Source organism: Sphingobium cyanobacteriorum (assembly GCF_030580935.1).
GTDB classification, from domain to species: domain Bacteria; phylum Pseudomonadota; class Alphaproteobacteria; order Sphingomonadales; family Sphingomonadaceae; genus Sphingobium; species Sphingobium cyanobacteriorum.
In genome coordinates, this window is sequence record NZ_JAUQOM010000001.1 from 804,714 (window position 1) to 820,399 (window position 15,686).

The following is a 15,686-nucleotide window of genomic DNA, read 5'->3' on the forward strand; positions in this document are numbered from 1 at the left end:
ACGATCGGTAACTTTTATGTCCTTGTATCGGGACCGGAATAAAAATGACCCGGCGGTTTTACCCGCCGGGTCAGTAAAAGGTCTCATTCGGCCATGGGCCTAAGAGCCTTCGGGTCGCAGGAGGGCTTTACGCCCGAATCGGGGGCATATTATTGGATGGATCGGACATTTTCGGGCAGCAAACAGTCTCATTCATGACGTTTTCTGTCATGAAATAGATGGCGCCTGTCATTGTTGCGATGGTGCAACAGCGACTCGACGGATCGTTGCGCCACTGGCATAGCCGCTCCATGTTCTACCGCCTCCTCCGCCCGCTGATCTTCACGCTGGAAGCAGAGCGCGCGCATAATCTGTCGATCGCCGCGCTGCGTATGATGCCGACCGCCGCGCCCCTCAATCCAGATCCCCTGCTGCAGAGCGAGGTGGCGGGAATATGCTTTCCCAACCCGGTCGGGCTGGCGGCAGGCTATGACAAGGATGGCCGTGTCGCGCACAAGATGCACGGCCTGGGCTTCGGCTTTGCCGAACTGGGCACGCTGACCCCGCTCGCCCAGCCGGGCAATCCGCAACCGCGCCTGTTCCGCCTGGCGGAGGACCGCGCGGTCATCAACCGCTTCGGCTTCAACAATGGCGGCCAGGGTGCGGCGGCCGACCGCATCGCCCGCTATCGCCGCCCCGTCGGCAAAGGCCCGGTCATCGGCATCAATATCGGCGCGAACAAGGACGCGGCCGACCGGATCGCCGACTATGTCACCGGCGTGCGCGTCATGGCCCCGCTGGCCGATTATCTCACGGTCAACATCTCCTCGCCCAACACGCCCGGCCTGCGCGCGTTGCAGGATCGCTCGGCGCTGGACGCACTTCTCTCTGCCGTGATGAGCGCACGCGGCGCGGACCGAACGCCCATTTTCCTCAAGGTCGCGCCCGATCTGGAACCGGCCGATGTCGAGGATATCGCCATGGCCTGCCTCGATCATCAGGTCGACGCGCTGATCGTGTCCAATACCACAATTTCGCGGCCCGCCCTCCGCTCCGCCCATGCCGCAGAAACAGGCGGCCTGTCAGGCGCGCCCCTGCTCGACCTGTCGCATCAACGGCTCAGGGATTTTCACCGCCTGCTCGGATCGCGCGTACCGCTGATCGGCGTCGGCGGAATAGCCACCGCCACACAGGCCTATCAGCGCATCCGTGCCGGCGCCTCGCTGGTTCAGCTTTACAGCGCCCTGGTCTATGAAGGCCCCTATCTGGCGCGGCGCATCAACAAGGGTCTCAAACACCTCATGGCCCGTGACGGGGTGAAAAACATCACCGATTTGATCGGCGTCGACACCTGACCCGATCCGAAGGGTTGCGGCGCGCAACGCATTGACTAGGGTGATGGCCATGATCGCCCGCCTTTCCGGCCACCTGGCCACACTCGCCCTCCTCGCCCTGTCGCCCCTGCCCGCCGCCGCACGCGCGCCGGTATCGACCAACGCCACCGTCTCCGCCGCCGATCCACGCGCGGCGCAGGCGGGGCAGGAGATATTGCGCAAGGGGGGCAGCGCCACTGACGCGGCGATCGCGATGATGCTGACCCTGAACGTGGTGGAGCCGCATAATAGCGGCATTGGCGGCGGCGGCTTCCTTATGCATCATGACGGCACGACCGGCCTGCTGGATTCGATCGACGGCCGTGAAACGGCGCCGGCGGCGGCACGCCCCGATCGCTTCATGGGACCGGACGGCAAGCCGCTGCCTTTCCGAGACGCCTGGCCGGGCGGCTATTCGGCCGGGGTGCCGGGCAATCTGCGCCTGGCGTGGGACGCCCATGCAAAGTGGGGCAAGCTCCCCTGGGCAGACCTGTTTCAGCCGGCGATCCGCTATGCAGAGGACGGCTTTCAGCTTGGCGAGCGCACCGCCACCGCCTTGCGCGCGACGCAGGGCGTCTGGGCTGATTTTCCGGCAATACAGAAGCTCTTCTGGATCAACGGCGCCCCGCCCCCGGTCGGCACCACCTTGAAAAACCTCCCGCTAGCCGCGCTTTTCAAGCGCATCGCGGCGGAAGGCCCGGACGCCTTCTACACGGGCGAGAATGCGAAGCTGCTGAGCGATGCCGTCACCCATGCACCCAAAAACCCCGTCCCGATGACAGAAGCGGACATTGCCGGCTATCAGGCCAAGCACCGCAAGCCGGTCTGCGGTCCTTATCGTATCTACACCGTCTGCGGCATGGGGCCGGCATCGGCGGGCGGCGTCACCGTGCTGGAAATCCTGGGCATGGTCGAGCGTTTCCCGCTGGCCCGATGGGGCAAGGACGATCCCCGTTCCTGGCATGTCATCGGCGAAGCGATGCAACTGGCCTATGCCGATCGCGATACATGGCTGGGCGACCCGGATTTCGTCACAGTGCCGGTCAGTGGCATGATCGACCCTGCCTATCTGAAACAGCGCGCATCGCTCATTCGCCTCAACAAGGCGCTCACCACATATCAGCCCGGCACACCGCCCGGCGCGCAGCCGCGCACCGCGTCACTGCCCCACCCCGAAAGCGGCACCAGCCATTTCGTCGCGGTGGACCGCAACGGCGACATCGCCGCCTGGACATCGACCATCGAAAGTTTCTTTGGCAGCCAGTTGGTCGCCAATGGCGTGATCCTGAACAATGAACTGACCGATTTCAGCTTCACCCCGGAAAAAAATGGCGCGCCGGTCGCCAACCGGGTGGAACCGGGCAAGCGCCCCCTTTCCTCCATGTCTCCCACGATCGTTTACGACGCCAGCGGCACGCCGATTTTCACCGTCGGCGCGGCAGGCGGCAAGACCATCATCATGCAGGTTGCCAAGGCACTGATCGCGCATTTCGACTGGGGCCTGTCCGCCCAGGAATCGATCGCCCACGGCCTCATCTTCTTCAATGGCGACGGGCTGGTGCTGGAACAGGGCACGTCACTGGAGGCGATGAAAGCCCCCCTGGAAAAACTCGGCCATCGCGTCAGCGTCAACCGGATGGGCCTCAAGGCCAACGCCGCCGAGCGGACAGAAGATGGCCGTTGGGTGGGTGCGGCGGACCCGCGCAGCCCTGGCGTATCTTTGCAGGAGTAAACCGCCTTTGCGGGCGCGAAGTCTTTTGTCGGGCGCCTCACCCCTTCAAATCCAGCCCCGCCACATTGAACACGAACGGGGCGGTGCCGGCCTTCCCGTCCACCACCAGGTCGATCTTGACGCGCTTTGCGTCCCTGATCACATCATAGGCCCCCTGCGAGGGCGCAATGGCGATGCCATCATCATTGGTGGCCATCCGCCCCTGCCATGCATGCCGCCTGCCGTCGTCGGTGGTGGCAGTGACCCGGCAGTCCGACAGGTCGCAGGTGAAGGGCGCACCGACCAGCTTCACCGTTACGTCGGCCCCGCCTTGCTTGAGCGGCTGGACCAGCAGCACTGAAAATGTGTCCGGCGCGGTCATGGTCGGCACGCTATTGACGCTGCCGATATAGGCGACTTTGGCGACCTTGCCTCCAGTGCCGCTTTCGCCGCCCTCATATTTCCATACCTGGCCGATCGTCTCGCGCTGGGTCGGTCCTTCGGATTGATCGGCACAGGCCGTCACCGTCATTGTCGCCGCGATCATCAGGATGGCGCGCATCGCCTTTCTCCTTCCATAAGAGTATGGAAGGACAATGTTTCACCGGCCGTGAAGTTGCTCGCCCCCTAGCCCGCGTAGCGACCAGCCGTGTCGCGGATCAGCGCAATCATGTTGGGAATGCCCTGCGTCCGGTTGGAACTGAGCTGATTTTTCAGGTCGAACGGCGCCAGCGCGCCCTCAATGTCCGTTGCCCCGATCTCTGCCGGGCTGCGGTCCTGTACGGCCAGCAACACCAGCGCGATGATCCCCTTGGTGATCGCGGCATTACTGTCGGCCAGAAAGTGCAGCCGTCCATCCTCCAGCACGGTGGGATAGACCCACACTGCCGCCGAACAGCCCCGCACCAAAGTCGCATCGGTCTTGAGCGCGTCGGGCATCGGCTCCAGTTCACGGCCCAGGTCGATCAACAGCCGGTAGCGATCGTCCGCGTCGAGAAAGGCATAGTCTTCCTGAAGATCGGCCAGGGCAGGCATGGGTGTCGGCTGGTCAGTCATGTCGACCATATAGGGCCAAATGCCGCCAGTGAAAGCGTGTTTTGGCGTCTTGCGGGCAGGCGGCGCAGCGCGAAAAGAGGTGCCGGCGGCCACTTGGGCCTTGCCCTTCTACAGGGCGCGCCGGTGCCTATCATGCGCCGCAGCGGCCAGGGTTGACGACAAGGCGCGCTGCGTTTCAGCCGTGAAAGGCGCAGGGCACGATATTGGCAGGGTCGGGCCGCGCGGCGATACGGCGGAAGCGGGCGAGATAACCGCCGGCTGTGGGCCGGGGCGTCAACTGCTCCATACGGAAACCCATGGCAGCCAGTTCGCAGGCGAGCAGGCGCGGCGGCGTGCCATGCTGGTCGGTCGGCCGGTCAGCGTCGACCACGATCAGTTCGCCATCCTTTTTCAGCGCGGGACTGAGGTGCCAGAGAAAGGCGTAGGGTTCGGCGATCTCATGATACATATGCACCATCAGGATGCGGTCGAAGCTGTTTTCAGGCAGTTTCGGATCTTCGGGCGCACCCAGCCTAAGGCTGACATTGTCCCATTCTTCGCGCGTGATCCGGCGCGACAGCGCCTCGATCACTTCGGGCATGATATCCTCGGCCAGCACCCGCCCATCCTGGCCGACCCGCTTTGCCAGACGGACGGTATAATAACCCTCGCCCGCACCGATATCCGCCACGGTCATGCCGGGACGGATGCCCGCCCGGTCCATGATATCCTCCGCCTCATTGACGCGGTCGCGCGCCTCCTCGCTCGACCAGCGGGTCGACACGATCGGCGCGACCGGGCGGTCTGCGCGCGGAAAATCCTGCGCGGCGGCGGGCCGTTCGGTCTCCTTGCCTCCGCTCCATGGGTCGCAGGCAGCCAGCAGGAGCAGGGCGCCCGCCAGAACCACCCGCGCGATCATCAATCGACATCCTCCACATCGACCGATTCGCCCGTCACCTTCTGCGACAGGGCGGCGGCCATGAAGGGATCGAGCGCGCCATCCAGCACATCGTCGGGCGCGGTCGAGGTGACGCCGGTGCGCAGATCCTTCACCAACTGATAGGGTTGCAGCACATAGGAACGGATCTGATGGCCCCAGCCAATCTCGGTCTTAGCCTGATAGTCGGTGTTGGCCGCCTCCTCGCGCTTGCGCAGTTCGGCCTCGTACAGACGGGCCTTGAGCATGTTCATGGCCGTCGCGCGGTTCTTGTGCTGCGAGCGGTCATTCTGCGACGCGACGATGATACCCGAAGGGACGTGGGTGATGCGGACGGCGGAGTCGGTGGTGTTGACGTGCTGCCCGCCCGCACCCGACGCGCGATAGGTGTCGATCTTGAGGTCGGATTCCTTGACCTCGATATCGATATTGTCGTCGATCACCGGATAGACCCAGACGGACGAGAAGCTGGTATGGCGGCGCGCAGCGCTGTCATAGGGGCTGATGCGGACCAGGCGGTGAACGCCACTTTCGGTCTTGGCATAGCCATAGGCATTCTCGCCCTTGATGAGGAAGGTCGCGGACTTGATGCCCGCCGTTTCACCCGCCTGATAATCGACCAGCTCCACCTTGTAACCGCGCCGTTCGGCCCAGCGGCGATACATGCGGGACAGGATTTCGGCCCAGTCCTGGCTTTCGGTGCCGCCAGCGCCGGCATGGATTTCCAGATAGGTGTCGCTGGCGTCGGCCTCGCCAGCCAGCAGCGCCTTGATCTTGTCCTCGTCCGCCTGGTCGGCCAGCGCCTTCAGGGACGCGATGGCTTCGTTCACCATCTCCTCGTCACCTTCGGCTTCTGCCATTTCGATCAGTTCGGCATTGTCGGTCTTGCCGCCCTCGATCGCGCGAGTCGCGCCGATCGCGCTTTCCAGCCGGGTACGCTCGCGCATCACCTCCTGCGCCAGCTTGGCATTATCCCACAGGGTCGGATCTTCGACGCGCGCGTTCAGTTCGTCCAGCCGGCGCAGCGCGCGGTCCCAGTCTAGGAAGCGGCGCAGCAGGTCCAGCGCGGCGTCGATACGGTCGATATATTGCTGCGCTTCGGCGCGCATGGGAAGTCTCCAAAAACTCGGCCCGAAAGGGAAGGCTCTCTAGCCGTTCGCCCTCAGCTTGTCGAAAGGCCGTCCTTTCTTGAGTAAATCGCTTTTCGTCAAGAAGAACAGGATTTCGACAGGCTCAGCCCGAACGGTTCCAGTGCTTTTCTTCAGAAGAGAGGCCAAAAGGCAGTTGGCGTACGCGTTAATGATATTCCGCAAAGGCATGGCAATGTGTGGCCGATAGCAGCCAGCGAATGCGCATTCTCCCCATCCTCGCCATTCTGGCCCTGGCTCCGCAATCGGCACTGGCATCCGACGATGTGCCGTTGTCGCCTATCGGGTTTTCATTCTCTCCGTCGGTTCCCAAAGCACTGTCACCAGACCACCCGCTTTATCGTCGCATAGCATTGGAGCCGGTTGCAGATATGCCCGGTGTTGTCGGCGCGAAAGCAACGCTGGGTCTGACCGGCGCGGCAAAGCGATCCAGCTTTGAGAAGGCGCTGCGCGAAACGATGGACAAGCTGAACATGCTGGCTCCGACCATCGCCGAAGCCAAGGTTCGCTTGTCGCCACGCTGGATCGATATGGATGCGCCATTCAAGATTTCCTTCTCAAGCCGTGCCAGCGTCACCATGGGATGGAGCTTAACCCGAATCGATAACGGCCAGCTTCTGTTCCAGCGAGATATAAGCACCGCTGCTGAGTCCAAGGGCGGGAACGGCACAGCCCGTACGGTAGGCGTCGGACGAATCGCGTTGATGACGAACATCGCATCCGCTTTGAGCTGTATCGACAAGGCCGCCTATGGCGCGGCACCGCAAGACTGCGCGCTTTCGCCGAATTTTCAGTATAAGGCACCGACCTCTATCATCATGTTCCTGCCCGGTTGATTGCCAACAGCAATTCGACAAGCGATCAATAAATCCCGCCCTGCCCTTCCAGGAAATCGCTGTCGCTGCGCTGGCGGGTGCGGGCGGTGGCGCGGGCCGCGCGGCTTTCGGCGACCTTGGCCTGGGCTTCGGCTTCTTCCTTGCGGATAGAGCGGCGGGGTTCGGATTCGGGTTTGAACGCTTCCCAGATAACGGCCGGCTTGGCGTCGGTACCGGGCCAGGCGCCATAGACGCGCTTGCCCGACCGGCGGTCGATCGCGACCATGCGGATACCCGCAGGCGCGATGAACGGCGTTTTGGGCATGGTTTCCAGAATCGGCGCCATCGCCGCCTTCCAGATCGGCGCGGCGATCCGCCCGCCCTGCGCCCAGCCACCAAGGCTGCGCGGCTGGTCATAGCCGATATAGACGCCCGCGACGATGTCGGGCGATCCGCCCACGAACCACACGTTGGTCGGGCCGTTGGTGGTGCCTGTCTTGCCGAACAACGGGCGATCCAGGTCAGCCAGCACGGTCGCGGTGCCGCGCTGGATCACCCCTTCGGTGATGTGGACGACCTGATAGGCGGTCATCGGGTTCATCACCTGTTTGCCCTCCATGCCGAAGCGGGGCATCGGCTTGCCATCCCAGTTCGCCATGTTGCACCCCTCGCACGGCCGCCAGCGTTCGGGCCAGATCACCTTGCCGCGCCGGTCCTGCACATAGTCCATCAGCTTGGGCGGCATCTGCCGGCCCTGGTTGGCGAGCGTGGCATAGGCGTTGACCATCCGCTCCACCGTCGTTTCGCCCGCGCCCAGCGCGAAGGAGAGATAGGGCTGATAGTCGCCGATCCCCATATTCCTGATCGTGCGCACGACCCGGTCCATGCCGGTCTGGCTGGCGGCGCGCACGGTCATCAGATTGCGGGACTGTTCGACGCCCCAGCGCATCGTTTGCGGACCCGCGCTGCCGCCGGAGAAGTTGCGGAAGCATTTCTGCCCCAGCCCCGCGCCCTGATAGACGCACAAGGGACCATCGACGATGATCGACGCGGGGGTCATGCCATTGTCGAGCGCGGCGGCATAGACGAACGGCTTGATGGTGGAGCCGGGCTGGCGCAGCGCCTGGGTCGCGCGGTTGTAGGAGGAGAGGCGCGAATCGAAGCCGCCCTGCATCGCGCGGACGCGGGCGCTGTGGACATCCTCCACCATCATGCCGCCCGACACTTCGGGGATGTTGCGCAGCGCCCAGGTCGATCCGTTGCGCACGACGACGATCAGGTCGCCGGGCTTCATGGCGGAGAAAGCCGGGCCGCCGGTCTTGCGATAGGGGGTCTGCGCGGCGCCGGCGGGCAGCGTGCCGGTGCTGCCGTCGGCAAAACCGATCTGCGCGTCCGACGCGGAGCGGCTGATCACCACCGCCACCCGCCAACTGGCATAATCGACGCTGATATAGCTGGCCGCCAGCTCCCGTTCCCAGCCATTGGCGACGTTGATCTGGCCGACCGGGCCGGACCAGCCACGCCCGGCGTCGAAACGCAGCAGGCCGTTGCGCAGCGCATCCTGCGTCTTTTCCTGGACCACCGGGTCATAGGGGCTGCGCACCCACAGGCCGCCGGCATAGACGCTGTTGGGACCGTCCGCCGCCTTCTCGCCAAACTGCTGGATCAGGCGACGACGCACCTCCTCCATATAATAGCCGCCGGCACGCGCATCGAAGCTGGAGCCGTGCGCAGCGACGGTGCCGAGCGGCATGGCGATCGCCGCGTCGCGCTGGGCAGTGGTGATCCAGCCATTCTTCTCCATTTCACCCAGCGCCCAGTTGCGCCGGTCGATCGCGCGGGCATGGCCGGTTTCGCTTTCGGGGCGATAATTGGCCGGCCCCTTGGGCAGAATGGCGAGATAGGCCATTTCGGGCAGTTGCAGGTCGGCGACATCCTTGTCGAAATAGGCGCGCGCGGCCGCCTGCACGCCATAGGCGTTACGACCGAGGAATATCTGGTTGAGGTAGAGTTCGAGAATCTGCTGCTTGCTCAGCACATTTTCCATGCGCCACGCCAGGATCATCTCCTTCACCTTGCGGGTGGGCGAATATTCGTCGCCGATCAGCAGGTTCTTGGCCACCTGCTGGGTAATGGTGGAGCCGCCGCGCGCGCGCTGGCCCGATCCCAGCTTGCTGGCATAGTCGAACACCGCGCCGGCAAATCCGGGGAAGTCGACGCCATGATGGTCGAAGAAGGTCTTGTCCTCCGCCGCCAGATAGGCGCGGATCAGCAGCGGCGGATAATCGCTATATTGCAATTGGACCCGGCGTTCGCGGGCATAGCTGTGGACCGGCTGGCCATTGATGTCGCGCACAATGGTCGGCAGCGGCGGCTCATATTCCAGCAGGGTCGCCGCGTCAGGCAGGCCGCGCGCGAAGATCAGCCAGAATAGCGCACAGAACAGGGCAAAGCCGCCCAGCAGGATCGACGCCCAGCGGAACCAGCGGCGCTGCCACAAGGGGCGCAGGCGTCCGAAAATACCGCCCGCGTCGCGACGCAGGCGATAGGCGATTGAGGTCTGGGCGGTTTCGGAACGGGCCTCTTCCATGGGGAAGAGGCTCTAGGGTCAAAATAGCGCCAAGGCCAGTGGCTATAGTTTCAGGTCGGCACTTCCATTCACCCTCCGGGCAAGGAAGGATGTTTTGCATCACCCTCCCGCCGGGCCGCCCTGCATCGCCAGCTTGCGGGCGAAATGGACTTCGATCGCGCGGGCGACGCCGCGGGCGATCTTGCCCTGCCCCTCACGCGACGACAGGAAAGCCGCGTCGTCGGCATTGCTGATATATCCGGTTTCGAACAGCACCGATGGGGTGTCGGGCGCCTTGAGGACCATCAGCGAAGCGAAGCGGTGATAGGTGCTGCGGAACGGTACGAAGGGCGTCGCCTCCCGCTGCAACAGCCGGGCGAAACTCGCCGATATGTTCATCGATTCGCGCTGGGTCAGGTCGATCAGGATCGATGACACATCACCCGACTGGCCGCCCAGATTGACGCCGTTGATGATGTCGGCCTTGTTTTCCCGCGCCGCCAGCCGCGCCGCTTCCCGGTCGGATGCGGTTTCGGACAATGTATAGACGGTCGCGCCATGCGCTTCGGTATTTTCCGCCGCGTCGGCATGGACCGAAATGAACAGGTCCGCGCCCAGCTTGCGGGCGATGCCATAGCGTTCCTGGAGCACGAGGAACTTGTCATCGTCGCGGGTCAGCGCCACGCGCACCCGGCCCGACTTCACCAGTTGGTCGCGAATCGCCTGGGCAATGGCCAGCGTCACATCCTTCTCGCGCTTGCCATTCTCCTTGTTGATGGCACCTGGATCATGCCCGCCATGGCCGGCGTCGATCACCACCAGCGGTCGCGCGCCATCCTGTGCGCCTTCAACCGGGGGCAGGGCGATGCCGCGCGCGGCGGCCGGGATCGGCACGCTGATCGAATGGATGCGCTTTTGCGGGCGCGCCGCCATGTCGGCGGGCGCATCGAAACGGGTGCGCCCCTTGCCGACTTCCGACCGGAAACGCAGATCCGAAACCCCCTGGAGTGAAAAGCTCAGGGATTTCCCGTCCGCCGCAATCTGCGGGTCGCCAAGCGTCGCCGGACTGGCAAGGTCCAGCACGACCCGCGCCGTATCGTCATTCAACTGCCCCTGACGGACAGCGGAAATGCTGCCCCTGCCCGGCGCGAAATGGCCACGCCCCATCTGCGCGCCGTCGATGTCGAGCGCGATCCGGCGTGGCGAATCCAGCAAAAAGGCCGACGCCCCGTTCACCCGGTCATCGAAGCGCACGACGACATGATCGTCCCGCACATCGACGCCGGCAATGCCGCCCGCGCTACCGGGCGCGGCGACGATCATGCCTGCAAGGGCAAGGCCAAGGAACATGCGCCGCTTGTGCAACCCATGGGCTTCGGCCGTCCAGCCAAATTTCATGACGATGATCCGTCCAGAGCGTCCCCACGCTGAATCCCCGATTAAGCATCGCCCGTTTGAGTCGCGTAAAATGAGACGGTTAACGACGACTTCAGCATGAAAGGCGGACAACAGGACGCCGCCACAGATTCGACATAATATTTCGCGCAGCCGTTGCCCCTATGGTATTTGGCTGCTACCCATCGCTATTCCTGACAGGTCTGCCCATAGTAAGGCAGGCTTTCAGGGCAATGAGATAGGCATTGGCGGGCGCGAAATCGCACCTTCGCCAATGATGCAAACAGGTTGACGCTGCATGAGGCATGAATTTCCATCCACGCTAGCCCCGGTCACGGGTGTAGCGGCGTGGATGGTGCGGCCCGGCGACTTGTCCGGCCCTGCCGACGCAGCAGACGCGCACTTTTTCCTTGAAACCCGGACGATGCCGACCGCCGCGCCCTTATCGGCGCATGCCCGGCCGTCCCTTCACTATCGCGTGGCGGCGCGGCCCTGTGCCGCAGCCCGTCCACGCCGGAGACTATTACATGACAATGCGTATGCTGATCGATGCGCGCCACCGGGAAGAAACCCGTGTCGCGGTCGTCAAGGGTAACCGGATCGAGGAATTCGATTTCGAATCGGCCGAGCACAAGCAGCTCAAGGGCAATATCTATCTGGCCAAAGTGACCCGCGTGGAGCCTTCGCTCCAGGCGGCGTTCGTGGATTATGGCGGCAACCGCCACGGCTTTCTGGCGTTCAGCGAAATCCACCCCGACTATTACCAGATCCCGCGCGAGGACCGCGAGGCATTGCTGCGCGAAGAGCGCGAACATGCCGAGGAAGAGGCCGCGCTGCGCGCCGACTATGATGACGAGGATGAAGGTCATCATGGCGAGGACGGCGTCGAAGTGGTCGAAGCGACCCACCATCATGATGATGAGGAAGTGGTCGAGGGCGAGGCGCCCGAAGCCGCCAGGGGCGGCCGTCGCAAGCGCGACAAGGCCGGCGACGAAGCTGCCGACGAACTGCGCCGCAAGCGCATGGCACTGCGCCGCCGCTACAAGATCCAGGACGTCATCAAGCGCCGCCAGGTTCTGCTGGTCCAGGTCGTCAAGGAAGAACGCGGCAACAAGGGCGCGGCCCTGACCACCTATCTGTCGCTCGCCGGCCGTTATTGCGTGCTGATGCCCAACACCAGCCATGGCGGCGGGATTTCGCGCAAGATCAGCAACGCGGCCGACCGCAAGCGGTTAAAGACGATCATCGCCGAAATGGCGCTGCCTTCGACCATGGGCTGCATCGTCCGCACCGCCGGCCTTCAGCGCACCAAGCCTGAAATCAAGCGCGACTTCGACTATCTCGCCCGCCTGTGGGACGAGATTCGCGAACAGACGCTCAAGTCCGATGCGCCCGCGCTGATCCATAATGACAGCGACCTCATCAAGCGGGCAATCCGCGATATCTACAACAAGGATATCGAGGAAGTCATTGTCGAGGGCGAGCATGGCTACAAGGCCGCCAAGGACTTCATGAAGCTGCTGATGCCCAGCCATGCGCGCCGGGTGAAATATTATGCGGATCCTGTGTCCCTGTTCCAGCGCGCAAGCGTCGAGGAACAACTGGCGGCGATGTACAATCCGGTCGTCCAGTTGAAATCGGGCGGCTATCTGGTCATCAACCCGACCGAGGCACTGGTGTCGATCGACATCAACTCAGGCCGCTCGACCCGCGAACATGGCATCGAACAGACCGCCGTGGCGACCAATCTGGAAGCCGCGCGGGAAATCGCGCGCCAGTTGCGCCTGCGCGACATGGCGGGCCTCGTCGTCATCGACTTCATCGACATGGAGATGAACTCCAACATCCGCAAGGTCGAGAAGGCGATGAAGGAGGCGCTGAAGGATGATCGCGCCCGCATCCAGGTGGGCCGCATTTCGGGCTTCGGCCTGATGGAAATGAGCCGCCAGCGCCTGCGCACCGGCGTATTGGAAGCATCGACCCGCCAGTGCCCGCATTGCGAAGGCACCGGCCTCGTCCGTACCGCATCGTCGGCGGGCCTCGGCGCGCTGCGCATGCTGGAAGAGGAAGCGGCGCGTGGTCGCGGCAGCCTCATCACCCTGCGCGCCAGCCAGGAAGCGGCCTTCTACGTCCTCAACAACAAGCGCCGCGAGCTGGACGAGATCGAACAGCGCTATGGCGTGACCATCGCGATCCTGCCCGATGGCGAGATAGAGGGCGCGCGCATGTCGGTCGAGGCCAGCGGCCCGCGGCCCGAACGCGTGGTCGACTATACCCCGCTCGCCGCGGACGACGATGATTTCGATGTCGTCGAGGACGAGGAAGAAGCGGAAGAAGAGGCCGAAGAGGCCGAAGCCACGCCTGAACGCGAAGAGCGCGCCGACCGGGGCGACCGGGGCGAGGACCGCGATGGCGGCCGTCGCCGTCGCCGTCGCCGTCGCCGCCGTGGCGGCCAGCGCGACGAACATCGCACGGAGGACGGCTCGACCGAAGCGTCTGACGAAGCGGATGAGGATGAGAACGCCGCCGTCGCCGCAGAGGCCACCGGCGAAGAGCCTGTCGAAGCGGCAACCGACGCTGGTGAGGACGAAGGCGGCGCCCGCCGTCGTGGCCGTCGCGGTCGCCGGGGCGGCCGTCGTCGGCGCGAAGGGGGTGAAGAAGCCCTGACGCCCGAAAACGAAGCAACCGATAGCGAGCCGGTAGCGGACGTTGCCGAGCCGGTCGTCGAAGCCACGCCGGTCGATGATCTCCCCGCCGAGGACGCCCCCAAGACCCGCCGGCGTCCCCGCGCCCGCAAGGCGAAGGTGGATGACGCACCGGCGGTCGAAGTCGAGGCGACCGAATCCGTCGCGGAGCCAGTTGCCCAAACATCGGAGCCGGTCGACACCGTTGCGGAGGAAGCGCCGGCCAAGCCCAGGCGCACCCGGCGCAAGAAGGTGGAGGCCGTCGTGGAGGAGGCTCCTGCTACGTCCCCCGCCGCCGAAGCCGAAGCACCGGCCAAGCCCAAGCGCACCCGGCGCAAGAAGGCTGAAGTCGAAGCCACCGATGCTGTGGCCCAAGACGTCGAAGCGGTCGTCGCGCCAGCGCAAGCAGAGGTTGCACCCGCAGCCGATGTAGCGATCGCCCAGGCGCCCGTCGCCGAAACCGAAAGCCAGGGCGACGCCGAAGAAGGCGCGCCGCGCCGTGGCTGGTGGCAACGGACCTTCGGCGAATAAGCCGGAACGTACGGGATCATGCACAAGCGCCGCTGCACTCCGGCTTCCCCCCGGCGCGCAGCGGCGCTTTGCGTTGCACAGCGCTTAACCGCAGGTTCAGGGCTGCGCGCGCACCACGCAAATGTGTCGGCCCGCCCCCCTCTCTTTCATGGTCCCGCCTGATGCGGCACTCGCTCAAGCTCTGCGCGCTGATCCTCGCCTCGCTCGCCTGCACGGCCCGCCCCGCCCTCGCCCAGCAGATATTGCGTGATGCGGAGACGGAGGCGTTCATGGCCGACATGTCCGGCCCGCTGGTCAAGGCGGCGGGCATGGAGCCGAAAAATGTCCAGGTCATGGTCATCAACGACCCGGAGATCAACGCCTTCGTCGCGGGCGGCCAATATGTCTGGGTGCATAGCGGGCTGATCGCCCAGGCCGACAATGTGAACCAGTTGCAGGGCGTGGTCGCACATGAACTGGGCCATATCGAGGGCGGGCATGTCATCCGCACTGACGGCATCAAGGAAGCCACCAGCGTCACCCTGCTCAGCCTGGTACTGGGCGCCGCCGCCATCGCGGCCGGTGGCGCGGAAGCGGGCATGGGGATCATGGGCCTGGGCCAGCAGGCGGCGATGACCCAATATCTTGCCTTCTCGCGCGCGCAGGAAAGTTCCGCCGATCTTGCCGGTGCACGCTATCTCCACACCGCCGGGATCAGCGGCCGGGGGAGCCTCGAATTTTTCAAGAAGCTGCAAAATCAGGAATATCGCCTCGCTATCCCGCAGGACAATAGCTACGGCCGCACCCATCCGCTGTCGGGCGAGCGCATCAATGTGCTGCGCGAAGTCTATGAGGTCGACCCCGCCTGGACCCGGCCGGTCGATCCGGCGCTGGAGGCACGGTTCGAACGGATCAAGGCAAAGCTCGTCGGCTTCGTGTCGGAACCGGCCCAGACCCTCATCAAATATCCCGAAAGCGACCAGTCGCTCCCGGCCCATTACGCCCGCGCCTATGCCTGGCATAAAAGCGCCTATCCGCAAAAGGCGCTGAGCGAAGCCGATGCGCTGCTCGCCACTGCGCCGCACGATCCCTATTTCCTGGAACTCAAGGGCCAGATCCTGCTGGAAAGCGGCAAGCCTGCCGAGGCGATTGCCCCGCTGCGCGAAGCCGTGAAGCTGACCAACCAGCCACTTATTTCCGTGCTGCTGTCCCACGCGCTGATCGCGACCGAGGATGAAGCGAATTTTGCCGAGGCCGAACAGGTGCTGCGCATGGCGGTCCAGCGTGATCGGGAAAATCCCTTCGCCTGGTATCAACTGGGCGTCGTCTATGAACGGCGCGGGGATAGTCCGCGCGCCGCCCTGGCAACGGCGGAACGCTATGAGATGATCGGCCAATATCCGATGGCGCTGCGCAGCGCCGACGCCGCCATGCAGGGATTGAAACCCGGCACGGTTGACTATCTGCGCGCGCAGGACATAGCGATGGTGTCGCGCGCCGCGATCGAGCAGCAGCGGAAGAAACGATAAC

11 protein-coding genes are annotated in these 15,686 nt (G+C 64.3%); 5 read left to right on the forward strand and 6 right to left on the reverse strand.

The annotated features are described in order from the left end of the window. Positions 1–290: 290 nt before the first annotated feature. Positions 291–1,334 carry a quinone-dependent dihydroorotate dehydrogenase gene (locus Q4610_RS03920; RefSeq protein WP_304534867.1) on the forward strand — a complete coding sequence of 348 codons (1,044 nt, stop codon included), beginning with the start codon at positions 291–293 and terminating at the stop codon, positions 1,332–1,334. A 49-nt stretch (positions 1,335–1,383) separates the two neighbouring features. Beyond that, entirely contained in the window at positions 1,384–3,084 is a 1,701-nt protein-coding gene (ggt, locus tag Q4610_RS03925; RefSeq protein WP_304534689.1) for a gamma-glutamyltransferase, read from the forward strand. A 37-nt stretch (positions 3,085–3,121) separates the two neighbouring features. On the opposite strand, the gene Q4610_RS03930 is transcribed toward ggt, so the two are convergent. The 4 genes from Q4610_RS03930 to prfB all read right to left on the reverse strand — a co-directional run bounded on the left by Q4610_RS03930 (position 3,122) and on the right by prfB (position 6,144). Then, positions 3,122–3,625, reverse strand: coding sequence for a hypothetical protein (locus Q4610_RS03930; protein ID WP_304534690.1), 504 nt, complete (start codon positions 3,623–3,625; stop codon positions 3,122–3,124). Between the two features lie 65 nt (positions 3,626–3,690). After that, positions 3,691–4,128 (reverse strand): SufE family protein, encoded by a 438-nt coding sequence (locus tag Q4610_RS03935; protein WP_304534691.1) that lies wholly within the window; start codon positions 4,126–4,128, stop codon positions 3,691–3,693. A 166-nt stretch (positions 4,129–4,294) separates the two neighbouring features. Beyond that, entirely contained in the window at positions 4,295–5,017 is a 723-nt protein-coding gene (locus Q4610_RS03940; protein WP_304534692.1) for a class I SAM-dependent methyltransferase, read from the reverse strand. After that, positions 5,017–6,144, reverse strand: coding sequence for a peptide chain release factor 2 (gene prfB, locus Q4610_RS03945; RefSeq protein WP_304534693.1), 1,128 nt, complete (start codon positions 6,142–6,144; stop codon positions 5,017–5,019). The genes Q4610_RS03940 and prfB overlap by 1 nt, the downstream gene beginning before the upstream one ends. A 218-nt stretch (positions 6,145–6,362) precedes the next feature. On the opposite strand from prfB, the gene Q4610_RS03950 reads away from it, so the two are divergent. Then, positions 6,363–7,019, forward strand: a complete 657-nt coding sequence (locus Q4610_RS03950) for a hypothetical protein (RefSeq protein WP_304534694.1) — start codon at positions 6,363–6,365, stop codon at positions 7,017–7,019. A gap of 25 nt (positions 7,020–7,044) precedes the next feature. Here Q4610_RS03950 and Q4610_RS03955 read toward each other — a convergent pair whose 3' ends face one another. Beyond that, entirely contained in the window at positions 7,045–9,588 is a 2,544-nt protein-coding gene (locus Q4610_RS03955) for a penicillin-binding protein 1A (protein ID WP_304534695.1), read from the reverse strand. Between the two features lie 99 nt (positions 9,589–9,687). Further along, positions 9,688–10,965, reverse strand: a complete 1,278-nt coding sequence (locus Q4610_RS03960; protein ID WP_304534696.1) for an N-acetylmuramoyl-L-alanine amidase — start codon at positions 10,963–10,965, stop codon at positions 9,688–9,690. A 536-nt stretch (positions 10,966–11,501) separates the two neighbouring features. On the opposite strand from Q4610_RS03960, the gene Q4610_RS03965 reads away from it, so the two are divergent. Next, positions 11,502–14,177, forward strand: coding sequence for an Rne/Rng family ribonuclease (locus Q4610_RS03965; RefSeq protein WP_425262527.1), 2,676 nt, complete (start codon positions 11,502–11,504; stop codon positions 14,175–14,177). A 161-nt stretch (positions 14,178–14,338) separates the two neighbouring features. Beyond that, positions 14,339–15,685 (forward strand): M48 family metalloprotease, encoded by a 1,347-nt coding sequence (locus Q4610_RS03970; RefSeq protein ID WP_304534698.1) that lies wholly within the window; start codon positions 14,339–14,341, stop codon positions 15,683–15,685. The last annotated feature ends 1 nt before the right edge of the window (position 15,686 follow it).

Coding starts and splice junctions, on each gene's coding strand:
- Q4610_RS03920 (WP_304534867.1), top strand. CDS start 291: ATGTTCTACCGCCTCCTCCGCCCGCTGATCTTCACGCTGGAAGCAGAG.
- ggt (WP_304534689.1), top strand. CDS start 1,384: ATGATCGCCCGCCTTTCCGGCCACCTGGCCACACTCGCCCTCCTCGCC.
- Q4610_RS03930 (WP_304534690.1), bottom strand. CDS start 3,625: ATGCGCGCCATCCTGATGATCGCGGCGACAATGACGGTGACGGCCTGT.
- Q4610_RS03935 (WP_304534691.1), bottom strand. CDS start 4,128: ATGGTCGACATGACTGACCAGCCGACACCCATGCCTGCCCTGGCCGAT.
- Q4610_RS03940 (WP_304534692.1), bottom strand. CDS start 5,017: ATGATCGCGCGGGTGGTTCTGGCGGGCGCCCTGCTCCTGCTGGCTGCC.
- prfB (WP_304534693.1), bottom strand. CDS start 6,144: ATGCGCGCCGAAGCGCAGCAATATATCGACCGTATCGACGCCGCGCTG.
- Q4610_RS03955 (WP_304534695.1), bottom strand. CDS start 9,588: ATGGAAGAGGCCCGTTCCGAAACCGCCCAGACCTCAATCGCCTATCGC.
- Q4610_RS03960 (WP_304534696.1), bottom strand. CDS start 10,965: ATGAAATTTGGCTGGACGGCCGAAGCCCATGGGTTGCACAAGCGGCGC.
- Q4610_RS03965 (WP_425262527.1), top strand. CDS start 11,502: ATGCTGATCGATGCGCGCCACCGGGAAGAAACCCGTGTCGCGGTCGTC.
- Q4610_RS03970 (WP_304534698.1), top strand. CDS start 14,339: ATGCGGCACTCGCTCAAGCTCTGCGCGCTGATCCTCGCCTCGCTCGCC.